Raw genomic sequence first — 17,961 nt, 5'->3', positions numbered from 1 at the left:
CATGTATTTGACGCCCCAGCGCATTTTGCTTGCCGGCGCCACCGGACTCACTGGCGAGCACCTGCTCGATCGATTACTCAACGAGCCCACCGTCGAGCGCGTGCTGGCACCCACGCGCAGACCGCTGGCGGCCCATCAGCGCCTGGAAAACCCGGTCGGAGAGCTGCTGGCGTTGCTGCCGACGCTGAGCGGCGCGATCGACACGGCCTTCTGCTGCCTGGGTAGCACGCTCAAGCAGGCCGGTGGCCAGGAGGCGTTTCGCGCCATCGATCATGATCTGGTGCTGGCGTTTGCCCGCCGGGCGAAGGAGATGGGCGCGCGCCACCTGCTGGTGATCAGCTCGCTGGGAGCCAATCCGGACAGCTCGATCTTCTACCTCAAGGTCAAAGGCGAGATGGAAGCGGCACTGCAGCAGCAGGACTGGCCGCAGCTGACCATCGCCCGCCCCTCGCAGCTGATCGGGCCGCGCCTGGAGCCACGGCTGAGCGAACGCATCGCCGCGCCTCTGTCGCAGTTGCTGCCGGGCAAATACCACGGCATCGAGACTTGCACGCTGGCCCGGGCGCTATGGCGACTGGCGCTGGAAGAAGGCGACGGGGTGCGCATCGTCGAATCGGACGAGTTGCGCAAGCTGGGGAAATGACTGTCGGCGCCTCGCCAAAAGGCGCCGATTGACCACTGGATGGACGACGCTGCGGCATCGCTCTCACGATCATCATCAGTGACGTAGGGTGGATGTCGCTTTCTACATCCACCTGGCCTCGCCGGTGGATCGGTGAAGCGTGATCCACCCTACGAACCGCAAGCGCGTCAGGCGTTAACGCCCCTTTCAGACCTTGATGAAATGCTCGCGGTAATGGCGCAGCTCGGCGATCGAATCACGGATGTCGTCGAGCGCCAGGTGTGTGCCGCTCTTCTTGAAGCCTTCCATTATCTGCGGCGCCCAGCGCGCCGCCAGCTCCTTGAGCGTCGACACGTCCAGGTTGCGGTAGTGGAAATAGGCTTCCAGCTTCGGCATTTGCCGGTAGAGAAAGCGCCGGTCCTGGCAGATGCTATTGCCGCAGATCGGCGACTTGCCCTTGGGCACCCACTGTTCGAGGAAGGCCAGCGTCGCCTGCTCGGCTTCGGCGGTGGAAATCTTGCTCGCGCGCACGCGCTGGGTCAGACCCGAGCCGCCATGCTGGCGGGTGTTCCACTCATCCATGCGCGCCAGCGTTTCATCGCTCTGGTACACCGCGATCACCGGCCCTTCGGCCAGCACGTTGAGCTGACTGTCGGTAACGATGGTCGCCATCTCGATGATGACGTCGTTGTCCGGGTCCAGACCAGTCATTTCCAGGTCGATCCAGATCAGGTTCTGCGGGTTCTGCATGGCGGGCTCCTTGGCTGTGCGGCGCAGTTTAGCCGCTCGTATCGGCGCCGTCAGGTGCCGTGCTGCCTGGGTACCAGATCAGCAAGCGTGAACCGCGCCAGTCGTTCAGCTCGTGCACCTCGACCGGCTCGATTCCCGGCACCGCGAAGCTGTTGCTGATCAGCAACGCACCGGGACGCATCTCGGCGCGTGCCTTTGCCCACAAGGCAGGCATCGGCGCCGGCGAAAGGAAGCAATAGACCACATCGTACTCGGCGAGATCGACCCGCCACAGGCTGAGCAGACGGATATGGCAATTGCGTCGCGGCAGACAGCGCAGCCAGGACAAGGCGAAGGTCAGCGGCGCGGTTTCCACGCCAATGAACTGCGCCGCCGGAAAGTCCCGCGCCAGGCGCGACAAGCTGCCAGCCAAGCCGCTGCCCAGGTCGATATAGCGAAAATCGGCCGGCAGCTCGCTCAACCGGTTGCGCAATTGGCGCTCGGCTTCGCGGCCAGTCAGATAGAGCGGTACGCGCTCGGTGAAAGCATTCCAGTTCAACAGCAACAGCAAGATGAACGCGCCCAGCGGCAACCAACCCGGCACGTCGAAATCACGCAGCAGCACGAGGCCCGGAACGAACATCAGGTTGATCGCCAGCCACCAGGCCGACAGCCCGAACCGGGCTCCGATCAGCGCAGCCAGGCAACCCTGCGCCAGCGCGGCGACGACGAGACTCGGGCGCATGTCGGCCGCGCCGACCAGGCCAAGCAGCAATAGCCAGATGATCAGCAGCGCCAGTAGCTGAGCCAGCAGCGCACGCAGGATGGGCAGGCGAATAACGACAGAAACAGGCATGACCGACAATCGAACAGGTGACGGAACGCCAGTCTAACCCTCCGTCTTCGACGCCATACAGGCCGAAGTGCGCGGGTTGCAGCGTGCTAGACTCGCTCACCAACCTCAGAGACAACCGAATTCATGGCCAAACGCCAACTCAACCGCCGGCAGAACTGGCGCATCGAGAAGATTCAGGAAGAGCGCGCCGCCCGTGCAGCCCGCCGTGAAAGCCGCGCGCTCGAAGAGCTCGAAGGCGGCGATCTCGGCCCGGAGCAGACCGGGCTCGTCATTGCGCATTTCGGCGTGCAGGTCGAGGTCGAGGCGCTGGAAGGTGAGCAGAGCGGCCAGGTGTTCCGCTGCCACCTGCGCGCCAACCTGCCGGCACTGGTCACGGGTGATCGCGTGGTCTGGCGCCCCGGCAATCAGGGCATCGGCGTCATCGTCGCGCAGCTGCCGCGGCATTCGGAACTCTGCCGCCCGGACACCCGCGGCCAGCTCAAGCCGGTCGCGGCGAACGTCGATCTGATCGTCATCGTCTTCGCGCCGCTTCCCGAGCCACACGCCAATCTGATCGACCGCTATCTGGTCGCAGCGGAACACGCCGGCATCACGCCGTTGCTGCTGTTGAACAAGGTCGACCTTATCGACGATCAGAACGAGGCCGCGCTGAATCGCCTGCTGGAGGTCTATCGCCAGCTGAACTACCCGCTGCTGGAGGTCTCGGCCCACGGTGGCGGCGGGATGGATGCGCTCAAGGAGCGACTCGACGGGCATGTCAGCGTTTTCGTCGGACAATCCGGCGTCGGCAAATCTTCGCTGGTCAACAGCCTGTTACCGGGCGTCGACACCCGCGTCGGAGCGCTGTCGGAGATGACCGGCAAGGGCACCCATACCACCACCACCGCGCGCCTGTTCCATTTCCCCGGTGGCGGCGAGCTGATCGACTCCCCCGGGATCCGCGAATTCGGTCTGGGCCATGTCAGCCGGGCCGACGTCGAAGCGGGCTTCATCGAGTTCCAGGACTTGCTCGGGCACTGCCGTTTCCGCGACTGCAAACATGACCGCGAACCCGGTTGCGCGCTGCTCCAGGCGCTGGAAGACGGGCGCATCCAGCCGCAACGCATGGCCAGCTACCGACACATACTCAGCAGCCTGCCCGAGCCAGACTACTGAGTCTGGTGCTCAGCGAGCGCCGGGCTGACTAAACTGCAGCACGCCGTCTTCGAAGATGTTCAGTCGCTCGCGCAGCTGGGGCGCCTGTAGGGGTTCCTGTACCGCAGGTGCTGCGCCTTGCGCTGGCACCGCACCTTCGGCCGCGTCAGATTGTTCGCCTTCGATCGAGCGCTGCGCCTTCTTGGTCAGCACCAGGATGTCGATACGACGATTGACCGGATTGAACGGGTCGTTGCGATCGAACAGCGCCGACGAGGCGTAACCCACCACTCTTGCGATCTGCTCTTCCGGATAGCCACCGGTTACCAGCGTGCGGCGCGCGGCGTTGGCGCGGCCCGATGAAAGCTCCCAGTTGCCGAAATCACCGCGCCCCGAATACGGCTTGGCATCGGTGTGACCGCTGATGCTGATCTTGTTCGGCACCGCAGCAATGGTATCCACCAGCGCCAGCAGGATGTCTTCGAAGTAGGGCTGCAGCTGCGCACTGCCAAGGGCGAACATCGGGCGGTTCTCGGCATCCATGATCTGGATGCGCAGACCGTCCTGGGTGATCTCGAAGAGGATCTGGTCCTTGAACTTCTGCAGCTCGGGATTCTCGTCAACCTTGTTCTGCAGCTCCTGCAGCAGCAGCTCGAGGCGTTCGCGCTCCAGCTGCTCGGCGAAGGTTTCCACCTGGCTGCTGTCGATCTGCGCTTCGCTCTGGGCCGGCTCCAGTTCCGGGTTGAGGGTGCGATCCGGCGATGGCGTCGGCGTACCGCCCAGATCGATCACATGCGGACTGGCGCTCTCGGTGAAGCCGATCGGATCCTGAAAGTAGCCGGAGATCAGCTTCTTCTGCTCCGGCGTGGCCGAACTCATCAGCCACATCACCAGAAAGAACGCCATCATCGCCGTAGCGAAGTCGGCAAACGCGATCTTCCAGGCGCCGCCGTGATGACCGCCAGCGACCTTCTTGACCCGCTTGACGATGATCGGTTGAGTGTTGTCCATGGCGAACCTTTAGCTGCCGCGCATGGCTTGCTCGAGCTCGGCGAAGCTCGGGCGGTGCGCCGGATAAAGAACCTTGCGCCCGAACTCGACGGCCAGGGTCGGCGGCATGCCGGATGCCGAAGCGACCAGCGTTGCCTTGATCGCCTCGTAAACGTTCAGCTCTTCCTTGGCGTCGTGTTCCAGGGCCGCGGCCAGCGGGCCGAAGAAGCCATAGGAGGCAAGAATACCGAGGAACGTACCGACCAGCGCCGAACCGACCTTGTAACCGATCATCGCGTTATCCGCCTCGGCGAGGATCGACATGGTGATCACGATGCCCAATACCGCCGCGACGATACCCATCGCAGGCAGGCCGTCCGCCACCTTGGCGACGGCATGGGAGGGATGTTCAAGTTCTTCTTTCAGGCTGTTCAGTTCCATGTCGAACAGCCCTTCGAGTTCGTGGGGCGCCATGTTGCCCGACGACATGATGCGCAGGTAATCGCAGGTGAAGGCGGTCATCCGCTCGTCCTGCAGGAAGCCAGGGTACTTGCTGAACAGCGGGCTCGCGGCCGGATCTTCCAGATCGGCCTCGATCGCCATCATGCCTTCACGGCGACTCTTGTTGAGAATCGAGTAGAGCAGGCTGAGCACTTCCAGGTAATAGGCATGGGTGAAGCGTGTGCTGAACATCTTCAGCGACTTCTTGAATACCAGCATGGTGGTACTGGCGGGGTTGGCCTGCAGAAAGCCACCCAGCGCCGCACCGCCGATGATCATCACCTCGAATGGATGGATGAGCGCGCCGATCTTGCCGCCAGAGAGAACGAACCCGCCCAGCACGCTGGCGAACACGACGATGATGCCGATGATTTTGACCATAGAGGTACGTCTGAAACCTGGTTACGAGCTGTCCGGACCGCAGGCAGAAACCGCCCTGAATCGCCGCCAGACGGCCTTGCAGAAGGAATGTTGGAAGAATTGTTCTGGTTATCGGAACTTTTGCGCCAGACTAAAGGCCATCCCGATGAAAAGCCAGTTCGGTCATGACCACCACACCACAGTTACCCCGCACCATACCCGCCTGGATCAAGCTTCTCGATGATGCTCCGCTGCCAGCATTCGCCGCCGTTCATGGCAAGGTGCGCCTGGCGCTGCGCGACAGCAGCAAGTCGATGCGGCAGATTGCCGAACTGATTCAGGACAGCCCGGTGCTGGCGCTGCGCTTCATACAGGAAGCTAACCGCGGCATTGGTGATGGGCAGCCTGCCGAGAGCCTGGAAGTGGCGCTCAGCCGCATTGGCCTGCAACGCGCGGAAGTGCTGCTGGCGCGCATTCCCGCGATGGAAGCCGATGCGATGCCGCAGCCGCTGCGCCAACTGGTGCTGATCAGCCGCCACGCCAGTCAGCAGGCCAACGGTCTGTTCGCCGCGCGACTGGCAAGACTCTGGCAGGACATCCACTGGGGCAGCCTGCTGTTCCTCGCCCCCGCTTGGGCGCTGGTCGGGGCCTTTCCGCACCTGCTCGATAGCTGGGAGCAGCGGGTACTGGTCAAGGGCGAGCCGGCCAGCCGTGTCGAGCGCGAACTGCTCGGAGTGCCGCTGCTGGAGTTGTTCCTCAAACTCGCCGAGCACTGGCGCCTGCCGGATTGGGTCGTCCAGGGCTACCGTCTGCTCGGCGGTGATCGACGCATGCTGATCAAGGCGCTGCATATCGCCCGCGACAACGAGCACCCCCTGCATCAGCAGCAGATGCTCGATGCCGACCCGGATCTGCGCCGCTGGGTGACCCTGCCGAGCAACACCATCGTCCTGGCCAATGGCCTGGCGCTGTCATCGCATCACAGCTGGGGAGGCGTGCACAGTTTGCGCTGGCAGCGGCTGGCCGGCTTGTATCTGCAGGTTCCGCTGGGCGAACTGCAGCAGATGGTGCACCAGCAGGCCGTGATCAACGCGCGCGAGTTCGGCCGAACCGATCTCTGGCATCCGGCCCAGGGGTTGCTGTGGCCAACCGGAAGCCGTTTCCAGACACTGCGCCCGTCTCCCGCTCCCAACCAAGCCGAACTCGCCGAATGGCGTGAGCACTGTCGTCGGCTGCTCAGTGAGCCAACTCCATTCAGCAACGTACTGCAACTGACCGCCAGTGCCAGCCAGGCGATGACCTGCGCCGGCCTGCAGCGTTCGCTGATCATGCTGGTCGATCGCAAGCAGAATCGTCTCGTCGCGCAGCAATGTGTCGGTCTGCCGGGCGATGCCGCGCGACTGACCCTGGCCGCGGAACAAAGCCAGATACTGCGCCGACTGCTGGAGAAGCCCGCACAACTGCGCCTTCAGCCAGCCAATATGGCGCAGTTCTCCGCGTTGCTGCCGGGCACGCTGAAGGCCCTGTTCGCCGGAGAGCACCTGCTGTTGCGCTCGCTGGGCATCGACGGCCGCGTGTTGATGCTGATCGTTGCCGACCAGAACGGCACAGCCATTGCCGATGCGACGCTGCAAACATTCGCTAAAACATCCCAGTGCATCGAGCGCGCATTGAGCCTTTTCAGCAGGCGCGGGGCCTGAGCTTTTTCGCTAGACTTCGCCTCTTCTACGACTAGTCGAGGCCTGCCGTGTCCGCCTTTTCCAACCTGCCGCTGGTGATCGAGCCCGCCGACCTGGCCCCGCGCCTCGATGCGCCCGAGCTGATCCTGGTCGACCTGACCAGTGCTTCGCGTTACGCCGAAGGCCATCTGCCTGGCGCTCGCTTCGTCGATCCCAAACAGACGCAGCTCGGCCAGCCACCGGCACCCGGCCTGCTTCCGCCGCAGGCTCAATTGGAGCGACTGTTCGGCGCACTGGGCCATCGGGCCGATGCCGTCTACGTGGTGTACGACGACGAAGGCGGCGGCTGGGCCGGACGTTTCATCTGGCTACTCGACGTCATTGGCCATCATCGCTATCACTACCTCAACGGCGGGCTGCGCGCCTGGCTGGAGGAAGCGCGCCCGCTGACTCAGGAAGTGCCCGCAGCGGCATCCGGCTCACCGAGCCTGGCTCTGGACGATGCCCCCACGGCAACCCGCACCTATATCGAAAGCCGTCTCGGCGCCGAGGATCTGGTGATCTGGGATGCGCGCTCACCGGCGGAATACCGCGGCGAGAAACTCTTCGCCGCGCGTGGCGGGCATATTCCGGGCGCGATCAACTTCGAGTGGACTGCCGCCATGGACCCCGCCCGCGCACTACGCATCCGTGAAGACATCGCCGAACAGCTGCAGGCGCTTGGTATCGTTGCGGAGAAGGAAATCATCACCCACTGCCAGACTCACCATCGCTCTGGCCTCACCTATTTGCTGGCCAAGGCCCTGGGCTATCCCCGCGTCAAAGGCTATGCCGGCTCTTGGTCCGAATGGGGCAATCTGCCTGACACCCCGGTGCAGCAATGAAAAGGTCAAACATGAAAGATCGCTTGTTCGTCATCAGCCAATACGTGCTGCCGCATCACCTCATCTCGCGCCTGGCCGGCTGCCTGGCCGAATGCCGCTTGCCTTGGGTGAAGAACACCTTCATCAAGTGGTTCGTGCGCCATTTCCAGGTCGACATGCGCGAAGCGCAAACCGAAGAGCCCACCGCGTACGAGCACTTCAACGCCTTCTTCACCCGCGCGCTGAAGGACGGCGCGCGCCCGCTGGACACGACCCCCGGTGCAATTCTCAACCCGTGCGACGGTGCCATCAGTCAGCTCGGACAAATCGAGCAGGGCCGTATCTTCCAGGCCAAGGGTCACAGCTTCAGCGCCATGGAACTGCTCGGCGGTGATCACGAGCGCGCTGCGCCTTTCATGGGCGGCGCTTTCGCCACCGTCTATCTTTCGCCCAAGGATTACCACCGCGTACATATGCCGGTCAGCGGAACGCTGCGCGAAATGGTCTATGTGCCGGGGCGGATCTTCTCGGTCAATACCGTCACCGCCCAGGGCGTACCGGAACTGTTCGCACGCAACGAACGGGTGGTCTGCCTGTTCGACACCGAGCATGGCCCCATGGCCATGGTGCTGGTCGGCGCCATGATCGTCGCCAGTATCGAAACCGTCTGGGCCGGACTGGTCACGCCGCCCAAGCGGACCTTGAAGACCTTCCGCTACGACGAAACGGCGCGCGCGCCCATTCACCTGGAGAAGGGTGCGGAGATGGGCCGCTTCAAGCTGGGCTCCACCGTCATTCTGCTGTTCGGCCCGGACCAGGTGCGCTGGGCCGAACAGCTGGGCCCGCTGAGCCCGGTCTGCATGGGCGAAGCGCTGGGCCAGGCTGAGGCCATTTCGACTACCGAGCTGATCGAACCAACGGAGCTGAGCTAACCCAGCCAACGGGCTGGCGGGACAATTCGGTAGTCGACGGGTGCCGAATGTCGGGTAATATCACTGAGCCATCATTTAGTCCTGCCCTGCGCGGCAGATATTGATAGAGTTCACATTTACCTATGCCCTGAGCCGCCGCGGAGCCCTCCCGTTTTGGATAGACAGAGCCACCATCTGCTGTTGCGCGCACCCGCACCGACTCGGCAGAGCCTGTCCTTCTGCGACGCCAGCGTTCGCGGGGTGGCAGGCTGGCTTGCCGGGTTGCCCAAGGCCAACATCGGCGAAACCGCGCGACAGCTCTATCAGGCGCTGATCGAGCTCAACCAGCTACGCATCGCCTCGGAAACGCGCCTGCAGCTGCTCGAGCTGCTGCGGCCGGACGTTCATTTCGTCTGCACACAGCTGGAAAAGCACTACGTCAACCAGCCTATCGTCCTCAGTGAGCGACCACGCAAGGTTGCGGGGCTCTGCCAGGCGCTGCAGAACCACCTTGCGGTCGGTTACAAGCTGATCGTCGTGCGCGTGGTCGCGCAACCCGAGCGGGACCGCCAGCAACTGCTCTCGATTGCCCTGCAGCGCGCCATACACAGCCTGGGCGCTCTACTGATCCGCTCCACGCAACTCTATGGTCCGGCCGCTCCCGGCCTGTGGCTCGAACTGCATCAGCTTTACCAGCTGGCAGTCGAGCAGGGAACCGAGCGCCTTCTCATCCGCGATCCGCTGGCGCGCCATGCCCAAGGACTGAGCGCGGAGCAGAGCTACCTGGCTTCGCTGCTGCTCGGCTGTGCCCGCTGCAACCAGATGCGCCAACAGAGCATCGTCAAACTCGCTGCTGCGCTAGAGGCGTGGAGCGCAATGGCCAGTGTTCAGGCTGCCAGCGTGCCGAGCAGCCTGTTCCTGTTCTCGCCAGTGGTCGATGGAGCGCCGCGCTACCGGTCACTGTTTCCCGACCGCGATCAGCAGAACCTGCTCGGTATCGATACCTCGATGCTGGTCGAGGTCATCGACGAGCATCTGCGACTGGCCGCCGACAACCGTCAGCTGACGCGTCTTCCCGCGGCAACCGGGCTGGATGACGACCTGCTGCGCCATCTGAGCTCGGCCTGGGGTGCCATTTCCGAGCGCACCTTCCAGCGCATTCCGGCTCAAGGCACGATGACCCTGTGTATCGGCATGACTGCACTGCACTACGAGCTTGCCGGTCAACGGCCGTTCAACGAGGTGCTCGAGCTGCCGCACAGCTCCAATTGCGCAGTCTTCAAGCTGCACAATGGCGCGGCGGACGTCTGGGCCAATGCTTTCGATGCGCAAAGCAGTAGCGCCGAGCTGGTGCCGATGCATGACCACATCGAGTTCGTCAGACCCGACCTTCCTCGCCCAGCGCCTGCAAGCCGCGCAAAGGCAGCCGCTAGCGCAGCATCTCAGCGCTCTACCACAACCGAGAGCTATCCCATCTACCAAATCCAGCTCGTGGACCACAGCCCCGGCGGCTACTGCCTGGCCTGGGAGGGGGAAGTACCGAGCCAGTTACAGGCCGGCGAGCTACTGGGGTTGCGCGAAGGCGCCGCGCAGAGCTGGAGCATTGCCGTGGTGCGCTGGATTCGTCAGGTCCGCGGCGGCAGCACCCAGATGGGCGTCCAGCTGATCGCTCCCCACGCCCAGCCATGCGGTCTGCGCCTGCTGCGCAAGGTGGATCAGGGCAGCGAATACCTCCGGGCCCTGCTGTTGCCGGAGATCGCAGCGATATCCCAGCCGGCGATGCTGATCGCGCCGCGCCTGCCGTTTCAGGAAGGTCACAAGGTGCAGATCAACCGTAACGGTGAGGAACAGCGCGCCGTACTGGACCGCCGCCGGGCCAGCACGGGCAACTACAACCAGTTCGAATACCGCACCATCGGACAGGCCTCTTCAGGGCGAGAGACCCCCGTCACAGGCTGGAAAGGCCACACGACGAGCGGGGATGAAGATTTTGACTCACTCTGGAAGTCGCTGTAGATTGCCGACTCTCGCATTCTTGCCTGCCCGCGCCCTCTCGGCGCGCACTTAAGCTGTTGCCATGGCCCTGCAAAAGAAAACCATCCGTCTGCTGATCCTCGAAGACTCGCAGAACGAAGCCGAGCGACTGGTCAGTCTCTTCCGCAATGCCGGACAGGCGACCCGAGTGCATCGTCTCACCTCCAGCGACGATCTGGCTGAAGCCCTGAAACAGACCTGGGATCTGCTGATCAACGCACCGCAGAGCGAAAATCTCGACCCCAGCGAAGCGATAGCCGCCATCCGCCGGCAGGCCAAGGACATCCCGATCATCCAGCTGACCGCTGGCAACGATGCCGAAGCGATCACCGATGCACTCATGCTCGGTGCGCAGGATGCGCTGCCGCAAGGTGAGGATGAATGGCTGCTGCTGGTGGCCAATCGTGAGCTGGCCAACCTCGAGGAGCGCCGCGCGCGTCGCTCGGCCGAGGTCGCCCTGCGCGAAGCGGAAAAACGCTGCCAATTGCTGCTCGACAGCTCCGTGGACGCCATCGCCTACGTCCATGACGGTATGCATATCTACGCCAACCGCGCCTACCTGGAGCTGTTCGGCTACGCCGACGTGGAAGACCTCGAAGGCATGCCGATGATCGACCTGATCAGCGGCAGCGATCAGAGCACCTTCAAGGCATTCCTGAAGAACTACCAGACCCTCGAAGGCAGTGCCGAACTCGCCTGCGGCGGCGTTCGTGCCGATGGTGAAACGCTCAAGACGCGCATGCATTTCTCGCCAGCGGCGTATGACGGCGAACCCTGTATTCAGGTGGTCATCCGCGCCGAGAACGACAGTGCCGAACTGCAGAAACTGCGCGAGATCAGCAGCCAGGACCCAGTCACCGGCCTGCTCAACCGCAACAGTTTTCTCGAGGTGATGGATGCCGCCGTCGAGCGCGCCGTCAATGCCGGCCAGACCGCCAGCCTCGCCTATATCCGCATCGATCGCTTCGCTGCATTGCAGGCCGAAATAGGCCTGACCGATTCCGACCAGCTGCTCAACCAGCTGGCCATTCTGCTACGCGGCCACTTCCCCGCCGAAACCCAGCTGGCTCGCTTCGCCGACGACGTCTTCACCGTACTGCAGCCGGGGGTCATTCCGCAGCAGGCCGAGCCGGAGCTGCGCAAGTTGCTGAGCAAGGTCGAAGGCCATCTGCTCGATGTTGGCGGGCGTACGGTGCAGACAACCTTGAGCATCGGCGTCGCCGGGCTGGACGAAAAAACCGCCAAGGCGCAGGACGCGATCGAGCGCGCCCATCGCTGCGCCGACGAACTGAGCGACGGCAATGCGCTGAAGATCTACGATCCGGCAGACGAGCTGGCCGCCGCAGCCAACCGTGGCGACATCGCCGCGATGCTCAGGCAAGCGCTGGAAAACAACAGTTTTCGTTTGCTGTTCCAGCCGATCATCAGCCTGCGTGGCGACAGCTTCGAGCATTACGAAGTTCTCCTGCGCCTGCTCGACCCGCAGGGAGCAGAGGTTCCGCCGAACGAGTTTCTCAGCACCGCTGCCGATGTCGGGCTGTCCGCCAAGATTGATCGCTGGGTGATCCTCAATTCCATCAAGCTGCTGGCCGAGCATCGCGCCAAAGGGCATCGCACGCGGCTGTTCCTGCACCTTTGCGCCGCCAGTCTGCAGGACCCCAGCCTGCTGCCATGGCTTGGCGTGGTATTGAAAGCATCGCGTCTTCCAGGCGACTCACTGGTGTTCGAGTTCGGTGAAGCCGATGCCGTGGCTTATCTGAAGCCTGCCAAGGCCTTGGCCCAGGGACTGAGGGGGCTCGGCTGCCATATCGGACTGGCCCAGTTCGGCTGCGTGCTCAACCCGTTCAACACGCTCAAGCACCTCGACGCCGGCTTCATCAAGGTCGATGGATCCTATACCCAGGACCTCACCCGCCAGGAAAACCAGGAAGCGCTGAAGACGTTGCTCGCCGATCTGCACGAGCAGCAGAAGCAGAGCATCGTACCCTTTGTCGAAAGCGCCACCGTGCTCGCCACGCTTTGGCAAGCCGGCGTCAGCTACATCCAGGGCCACTACCTGCAAGGCCCTAGCCAGTCGATGGACTACGACTTCTCCTCCGACGAGGAGTAACTCCGATGCCGGGCTGACATGGTTCAGTCCTCGGCATGTGCACCCCGCCCAATCGAACGCGGCTTGACCGCGGTCATCCGCCGGACGTGCCGCTGGGCTAGAGTGTTTGGACGCCTTCGAATCCAAAAGGAGTCCCACCATGGCCATGATGAAAGCCGCCGTGTTCGTAGAACCGGGCCGTATCGAGCTGCAGGACAAGCCCATCCCCGAAATCGGACCCAACGACGCCCTGCTGCGCATCACCACGACCACCATCTGTGGCACCGATGTGCACATCCTCAAAGGGGAATATCCAGTAGCCGCTGGGCTGACCATCGGTCATGAACCGGTGGGCGTCATCGAAAAACTGGGCAGCAACGTCAAGGGCTATCAGGAAGGCCAGCGGGCGATTGCCGGCGCGATCTGCCCGAGTTTCACCTCCTACGCCTGCCAGGATGGCCTGCCCTCGCAGGATGGCGGCTGCTCGTGCCACGGCTACAAGCCCATGGGCGGCTGGCGCTTCGGCAACACCATCGACGGCACCCAGGCCGAGTACGTGCTGGTACCCGATGCCCAGGCCAACCTGGCACCAGTACCGGACGGCCTGACCGACGAGCAGGTGCTGATGTGCCCCGACATCATGTCCACCGGCTTCGCCGGCGCCGAGGCCGCCAACATCAAGATCGGCGACATCGTGGTGATCTTCGCCCAGGGACCTATCGGTCTGTGCGCCACCGCCGGGGCCAAGCTGCGCGGCGCCAGCACCATCATTGCCGTCGACGGTGTCGATGCGCGCCTGGATATCGCGCGCAAGATGGGCGCCGATGTGACGCTCAACTTCCGCAACGTCGATGTAGTGGACGAGGTGCTCAAGCTGACCGGCGGGCGCGGTGCCGACGCTTCGATCGAAGCGCTGGGCCTGCAATCGACCTTCGAGAGCGCCCTGCGCGTGCTCAAGCCGGGCGGCACCTTGTCCAGCCTGGGCGTCTACTCCAGCGATCTGACCATTCCGCTAGGCGCCTTCCATGCCGGCCTGGGTGACAACAAGATCGTCACCTCGCTGTGTCCGGGCGGCAAGGAGCGTATGCGGCGGCTGCTGAATGTGGTCGCGTCCGGACGCGTCGATCTGGGCCTGCTGGTGACCCATAAATATGCGCTGGACAACATCACCGACGCCTACGACCTGTTTGCCAATCAGCGCGACGGTGTGCTGAAAGTGGCGATCAAACCCTGAGGCAAGGAAATCCCACAAGCAGCGGACGACAAATAGAAAGCCCTGAATCGGCATCGACCCAGGGCTTCGTTGCTCTTGGCGCTTTTCGCTTGAAGCCTGCGCCCGCTTTTTTACTCCGAGCCTTCGCGGTCCCGAAAGCCGAGCAGATAGAGGATGCCGTCCAGGCCCAGGGTGGAGATGGCCTGCTTGGCCGACTGCTTGACCAGCGGCTTGGCACGGAAGGCGACGCCCAGCCCGGCCAGGCCGAGCATCGGCAGGTCGTTGGCACCATCCCCTACAGCAATGGTCTGCTCCAGACACAAACCTTCCTGCTCGGCCAGCTGGCGCAGCAGGTCAGCCTTGCGCTGCGCATCGACGATTGGCTCCACCGCTACGCCGGTGACCTTGCCGTTCTCGATCTGCAGTTCGTTGGCGAACACGTAATCGATGCCGAGCTTGGCCTGCAGCTGCTTGGCGAAGTAGCTGAAGCCGCCGGACAGAATCGCCGTCTTGTAACCCAGACGCTTGAGCTCGGCGAAAAGTACTTCGGCGCCCTCGGTCAGGCGCAGGCTGGCACCGATATCGGCGAGCACGTCCTCCGACAGTCCCTCCAGCAACGCCAGACGCTCCTTGAAGCTGGCACGGAAATCCAGTTCGCCACGCATCGCACGCTCGGTGATTTCGGAAACCTGCTCGCCAACCCCGGCCGCCTTGGCCAGCTCGTCGATGACCTCGGCCTCGATCAGGGTCGAGTCCATGTCGAATACGGCCAGACGACGGTTGCGCCGGTAGACCGAATCGCGCTGGAAGGCGATATCGACGTTGAGCTCTTGCGCCACGCTGAGGAACTCGGCGCGCAGGGCCGCAGTATCAGCCGGCTCGCCGCGCACCGAGAACTCGATGCAGCCCTTGCCCAGTTCTTCCGGCACGTCCAGCGGCATGCGCCCGGACAGACGATCGATATGGTCGATATTGAGGCCGTATTTGGCGGTGATGGAGCTGACCCGCTGCAGCTGCTCGGCGGTGACCTTGCGCGTCAGCAGCGTGACAATGTGCCGAGGCTTGCCCTGCCCAGCCACCCAATGCTGATAGTCGGCCTCTGCGACGGGCGTGAAGCGCACCTGCTGATCGTGCTTGTAGCCCATGAACAGCACGTCCTTTAGCACCGACGAGGCGCGCTCGTTATCCGGAATCTCGATGAGGATGCCGAACGACAGGGTGTCATGGATCACTGCCTGGCCGATGTCGAGGATGTTCACGCCACCCTGGGCGAGCACGCCGGTAATGGCCGCGGTCAGGCCCGGGCGGTCTTCACCGGTGATATTGATCAGGACAATTTCGCGCAAGGCGCAGCTCCCATGACAGGCAATGAAGGCCGGCATTCTACCTCAGCTGACCCGAACACTGGGCAGACGGTGCGCCAGCACAATCAGCCAGGTTAGTGCCGGTTTCAACGCAATTCGTCAGCTTGCAGCCGCAGACCTTCAGCGCCTCCTGCGCTTTACGTATACTGCTCGGCAATTTCCCGACGAGAAGAGCCGCGCTCTGTGAACCGGCCCGCATCCGTAAAGCCAGACAATTTCTTCCTGATGCTCTATCGCGCAGCGCGCCAGCACCGTGTGCCGCTGGTATTGCGTATTGCCGCCCACACGCTGCTACTGGTGGCGCTGGCGCTGGTCATCTACGCGTGGGTGATCGGCATGCAGTTCAAGCACGCTATGGAGCAACAGGCCGACGCCCTCGGCCAGAGCCTGATCACCCAGACGGCCGCCTCGGCCACCGACCTGCTGGTGGCCAACGACATTCTCAGCCTCAACGTGCTGCTCAGTAATCTGGTAAAGAACCCGCTGGTCGCCCATGCGGCAATCTATAGCGTCGATAACCGCGTGCTTGCCGAATCCGGCACGCGTCCTCAGCAGGGACTGCTCGGTGACGACTCTGGCCTGTATTCGACTCCGATCAGCTTTCAGGAGGTGATTGCCGGGCACCTGCGCGTCAGCCTCGACATGCAGCAGTTCCAGCAACCGATGACCATCAGCCTGCAAAGCATGGGCTTGCTCAGCCTGATTCTGCTGGCCTTGACGCTGATCCTCAGCCTGCGACTGGGCCGGCAGCTGGCGACGCCGCTGATGCAGTTGCGTCTGTGGCTCCGCGACCCGGACGACCCCGCCCCGGGTGCTGGACGCCAGGACGAGATTGGTGATCTTGCACGGCAACTGCAGGCTCGCCTGGTGCCGGAGAAGCCTGAACCGGAGCTGGATCTGAGCGACGCTCTCGAAGACGACTATTTCGAACAGGATGACGATCGCGGTAGCAGCGAGCCATCCTTCGCGAAACAGCCGGATCGCTTCGATATCGAGCTGGACGAGCAGCCGCAGCGCCCGCCCCGCTTTTCGGCAAACCCGGATGATGACGATCTGGAAATGCTCGACGACGAGGTTGCATTCGACACCTCGCCCCTGTCGAGCAGTGCTGTACCGGCACCAAAACCAGCGCAACCGACTCGCAGCGCAGTCCTGGCTATCCAGCTCGGCGGACAGGAGCAACTGCGCCGCCTGCCGCGGCCTCGCCTGACGGAGCTGCTGCAGCGCTATCGCGACTGCCTGCAGCAGGCCGCCACGCTTTACCAGGCCGAACTGCACACCCTCAATGATGGCAGCAGCCTGATGCTGTTCCACAGTCAGGACGACGAGCAGAATTACCTGACCCACGCGATCTGCTGCGGCGAGTTGATGCGAGCCCTCGGCCATGCTCTGCAGATCGACGTCGCTGACATCGGCATTAGTCTGCAACTGCAGCTTGGCCTGACCCAGGGCGACAACCTGTTCGATCTGAGCCAGGGCGATCTGCTGCTCAGCGAGCCAGCACAGGCTGCCCTGGAAATGTCGCTGCATAGCCGCAACCTGCTGCTGGTCGAACGCAGCATCAGCGATGATCGACTGATCCAACAGCGCGCGCGCATTCGCCCGATTGCCAGTCCCGAAGGTGCCTGCTGCGTCGAGCGCCTGCTCGACCCCTATCCCTCGCTGCTCGAGCGCCAGCTCGCACGCATGCACGAGCTGCGCAGCCGCGCGCTCTGACAGGCCTCGAGACCGCGACCAGCGCGGGGAGTCAGCAGAAAGCAAAAAGCCCGACCAGACTGACTGATCGGGCTTTTTTTATTGAAGATGCGTCGCTGTCCAGCTCAGAAGCGGAACACTTCCATGTCGGTCCGGATCGGCTCGGCCGCGGGAATGCGCGGTGCAGGGGCCTCGGCTGATCGGTTCACCCGAGGCTTGACGGGCGCGGGCTTCGGTGGATTCTTGGCGACCAACGCGGGTTCGACGGCGCCAGCGACCATCTCGCTCAAGCGCTGCAGCAGTACGCTCTGCGCTCGTACCTGGTCGGACGCACTACCCTGATGCTCTTCCTGCAGACGCACCAGACGGCTGCCCAGATGCTTGCCCTCCTTGTCTCGCAGACGCCACTGTGCCTCCAGCACCGCCGGGTATGCAGGCCCCGAATCGAGACGGGTGATGGACAGTTCGATCTGCACTTCCGGTGCAAACCCATCATCTGCCGGACCGAGCACCAGGCTTTGCGTATCCAGGCGCCAGGCCAGTTGGCGTAGCAGCAGCTGCTCGATGTCGGCCTTCAGGCTGCCCGCCCAACGCGCCTGCTGATCGTTGGCAGCCAAGCTGCCATCGGCCAGGCGCTGGAGCAGTGCGTCGCGCTGCAGATAGTCGGCCAGGGTAACCGGCGCCAACAACACGGCGGCACCGTCGGTGCGCTCCGGCATCTCGGTCGTACCGCTGTCCAGCCGATACATCGGAGCCGGCTGCAGGCCAACACAGCCGGTCAGGCCAATGCTGGCGAGCAACAAAACAGTCGGAACACGCAGCAAGTTCTTCATTACCGTCATAACACCAAAGTTCAGGCCGCTCTTGACTCGTAAGCCAACGAAGCCTTGCGCTCGAAGCGCGCCAAACAATCGACTCCGC

Annotated in this window: 15 protein-coding genes; 9 read left to right on the top strand and 6 right to left on the bottom strand. The window is 63.3% G+C overall.

Annotated elements, in window-relative coordinates; translation table 11 throughout:
• Nucleotide 1: 1 nt before the first annotated feature.
• A complete protein-coding gene (locus tag BHD08_RS02740; RefSeq protein WP_015275492.1) occupies nucleotides 2-643 on the top strand; it encodes an oxidoreductase in 642 nt (213 codons plus the stop codon).
• A 186-nt stretch (nucleotides 644-829) separates the two neighbouring features.
• Here BHD08_RS02740 and orn read toward each other — a convergent pair whose 3' ends face one another.
• Nucleotides 830-1,372 carry an oligoribonuclease gene (gene orn / locus BHD08_RS02735; RefSeq protein WP_125020732.1) on the bottom strand — a complete coding sequence of 181 codons (543 nt, stop codon included), beginning with the start codon at nucleotides 1,370-1,372 and terminating at the stop codon, nucleotides 830-832.
• Between the two features lie 28 nt (nucleotides 1,373-1,400).
• Nucleotides 1,401-2,207: a class I SAM-dependent methyltransferase gene (locus BHD08_RS02730; RefSeq protein WP_125020731.1), complete on the bottom strand. Its 807-nt coding sequence runs from the start codon at nucleotides 2,205-2,207 to the stop codon at nucleotides 1,401-1,403.
• Nucleotides 2,208-2,330: 123 nt separating this feature from the next.
• Here BHD08_RS02730 and rsgA point away from each other — a divergent pair, with 123 nt between their 5' ends.
• Nucleotides 2,331-3,362, top strand: coding sequence for a small ribosomal subunit biogenesis GTPase RsgA (gene rsgA, locus BHD08_RS02725; protein ID WP_125020730.1), 1,032 nt, complete (start codon nucleotides 2,331-2,333; stop codon nucleotides 3,360-3,362).
• Between the two features lie 9 nt (nucleotides 3,363-3,371).
• Here rsgA and motB read toward each other — a convergent pair whose 3' ends face one another.
• Nucleotides 3,372-4,352 carry a flagellar motor protein MotB gene (gene motB, locus BHD08_RS02720; protein ID WP_015275488.1) on the bottom strand — a complete coding sequence of 327 codons (981 nt, stop codon included), beginning with the start codon at nucleotides 4,350-4,352 and terminating at the stop codon, nucleotides 3,372-3,374.
• A 9-nt stretch (nucleotides 4,353-4,361) separates the two neighbouring features.
• Complete coding sequence (gene motA / locus BHD08_RS02715) at nucleotides 4,362-5,213, bottom strand: flagellar motor stator protein MotA (protein ID WP_015275487.1); 852 nt, start codon at nucleotides 5,211-5,213, stop codon at nucleotides 4,362-4,364.
• Nucleotides 5,214-5,377: 164 nt separating this feature from the next.
• Here motA and BHD08_RS02710 point away from each other — a divergent pair, with 164 nt between their 5' ends.
• The 6 genes from BHD08_RS02710 (at nucleotide 5,378) to BHD08_RS02685 (ending at nucleotide 14,002) form a co-directional block, all read left to right on the top strand.
• Nucleotides 5,378-6,892, top strand: a complete 1,515-nt coding sequence (locus BHD08_RS02710; RefSeq protein ID WP_125020729.1) for an HDOD domain-containing protein — start codon at nucleotides 5,378-5,380, stop codon at nucleotides 6,890-6,892.
• 47 nt (nucleotides 6,893-6,939) lie between these two features.
• Entirely contained in the window at nucleotides 6,940-7,755 is an 816-nt protein-coding gene (locus BHD08_RS02705; RefSeq protein WP_015275485.1) for a rhodanese-like domain-containing protein, read from the top strand.
• A gap of 11 nt (nucleotides 7,756-7,766) precedes the next feature.
• The gene (gene asd, locus BHD08_RS02700; RefSeq protein ID WP_125020728.1) at nucleotides 7,767-8,666 is read left to right on the top strand and encodes an archaetidylserine decarboxylase; all 900 of its coding nucleotides are present in this window, start codon (nucleotides 7,767-7,769) and stop codon (nucleotides 8,664-8,666) included.
• A 153-nt stretch (nucleotides 8,667-8,819) separates the two neighbouring features.
• Entirely contained in the window at nucleotides 8,820-10,661 is a 1,842-nt protein-coding gene (locus BHD08_RS02695) for a molecular chaperone (RefSeq protein ID WP_125020727.1), read from the top strand.
• A gap of 61 nt (nucleotides 10,662-10,722) precedes the next feature.
• Nucleotides 10,723-12,789 carry an EAL domain-containing protein gene (locus BHD08_RS02690; RefSeq protein WP_125020726.1) on the top strand — a complete coding sequence of 689 codons (2,067 nt, stop codon included), beginning with the start codon at nucleotides 10,723-10,725 and terminating at the stop codon, nucleotides 12,787-12,789.
• 139 nt (nucleotides 12,790-12,928) lie between these two features.
• Nucleotides 12,929-14,002, top strand: a complete 1,074-nt coding sequence (locus BHD08_RS02685; RefSeq protein ID WP_125020725.1) for an NAD(P)-dependent alcohol dehydrogenase — start codon at nucleotides 12,929-12,931, stop codon at nucleotides 14,000-14,002.
• 110 nt (nucleotides 14,003-14,112) lie between these two features.
• Here BHD08_RS02685 and serB read toward each other — a convergent pair whose 3' ends face one another.
• Nucleotides 14,113-15,327, bottom strand: coding sequence for a phosphoserine phosphatase SerB (gene serB, locus BHD08_RS02680; RefSeq protein ID WP_125020724.1), 1,215 nt, complete (start codon nucleotides 15,325-15,327; stop codon nucleotides 14,113-14,115).
• A gap of 201 nt (nucleotides 15,328-15,528) precedes the next feature.
• Between serB and BHD08_RS02675 the strand changes: the two genes are divergently transcribed.
• Nucleotides 15,529-17,061, top strand: a complete 1,533-nt coding sequence (locus tag BHD08_RS02675; RefSeq protein WP_015275479.1) for an AhpA/YtjB family protein — start codon at nucleotides 15,529-15,531, stop codon at nucleotides 17,059-17,061.
• Nucleotides 17,062-17,165: 104 nt separating this feature from the next.
• On the opposite strand, the gene BHD08_RS02670 is transcribed toward BHD08_RS02675, so the two are convergent.
• Entirely contained in the window at nucleotides 17,166-17,873 is a 708-nt protein-coding gene (locus BHD08_RS02670; protein WP_125020723.1) for a membrane integrity-associated transporter subunit PqiC, read from the bottom strand.
• Between the last annotated feature and the right edge of the window lie 88 nt (nucleotides 17,874-17,961).

The sequence above is a fragment of the Pseudomonas sp. SCT genome (assembly GCF_003864275.1).
GTDB lineage: Bacteria > Pseudomonadota > Gammaproteobacteria > Pseudomonadales > Pseudomonadaceae > Stutzerimonas > Stutzerimonas stutzeri_AE.
Note: the sequence above shows the minus strand (reverse complement) of the source record. Positions and strands in the feature narration are given on the sequence as shown.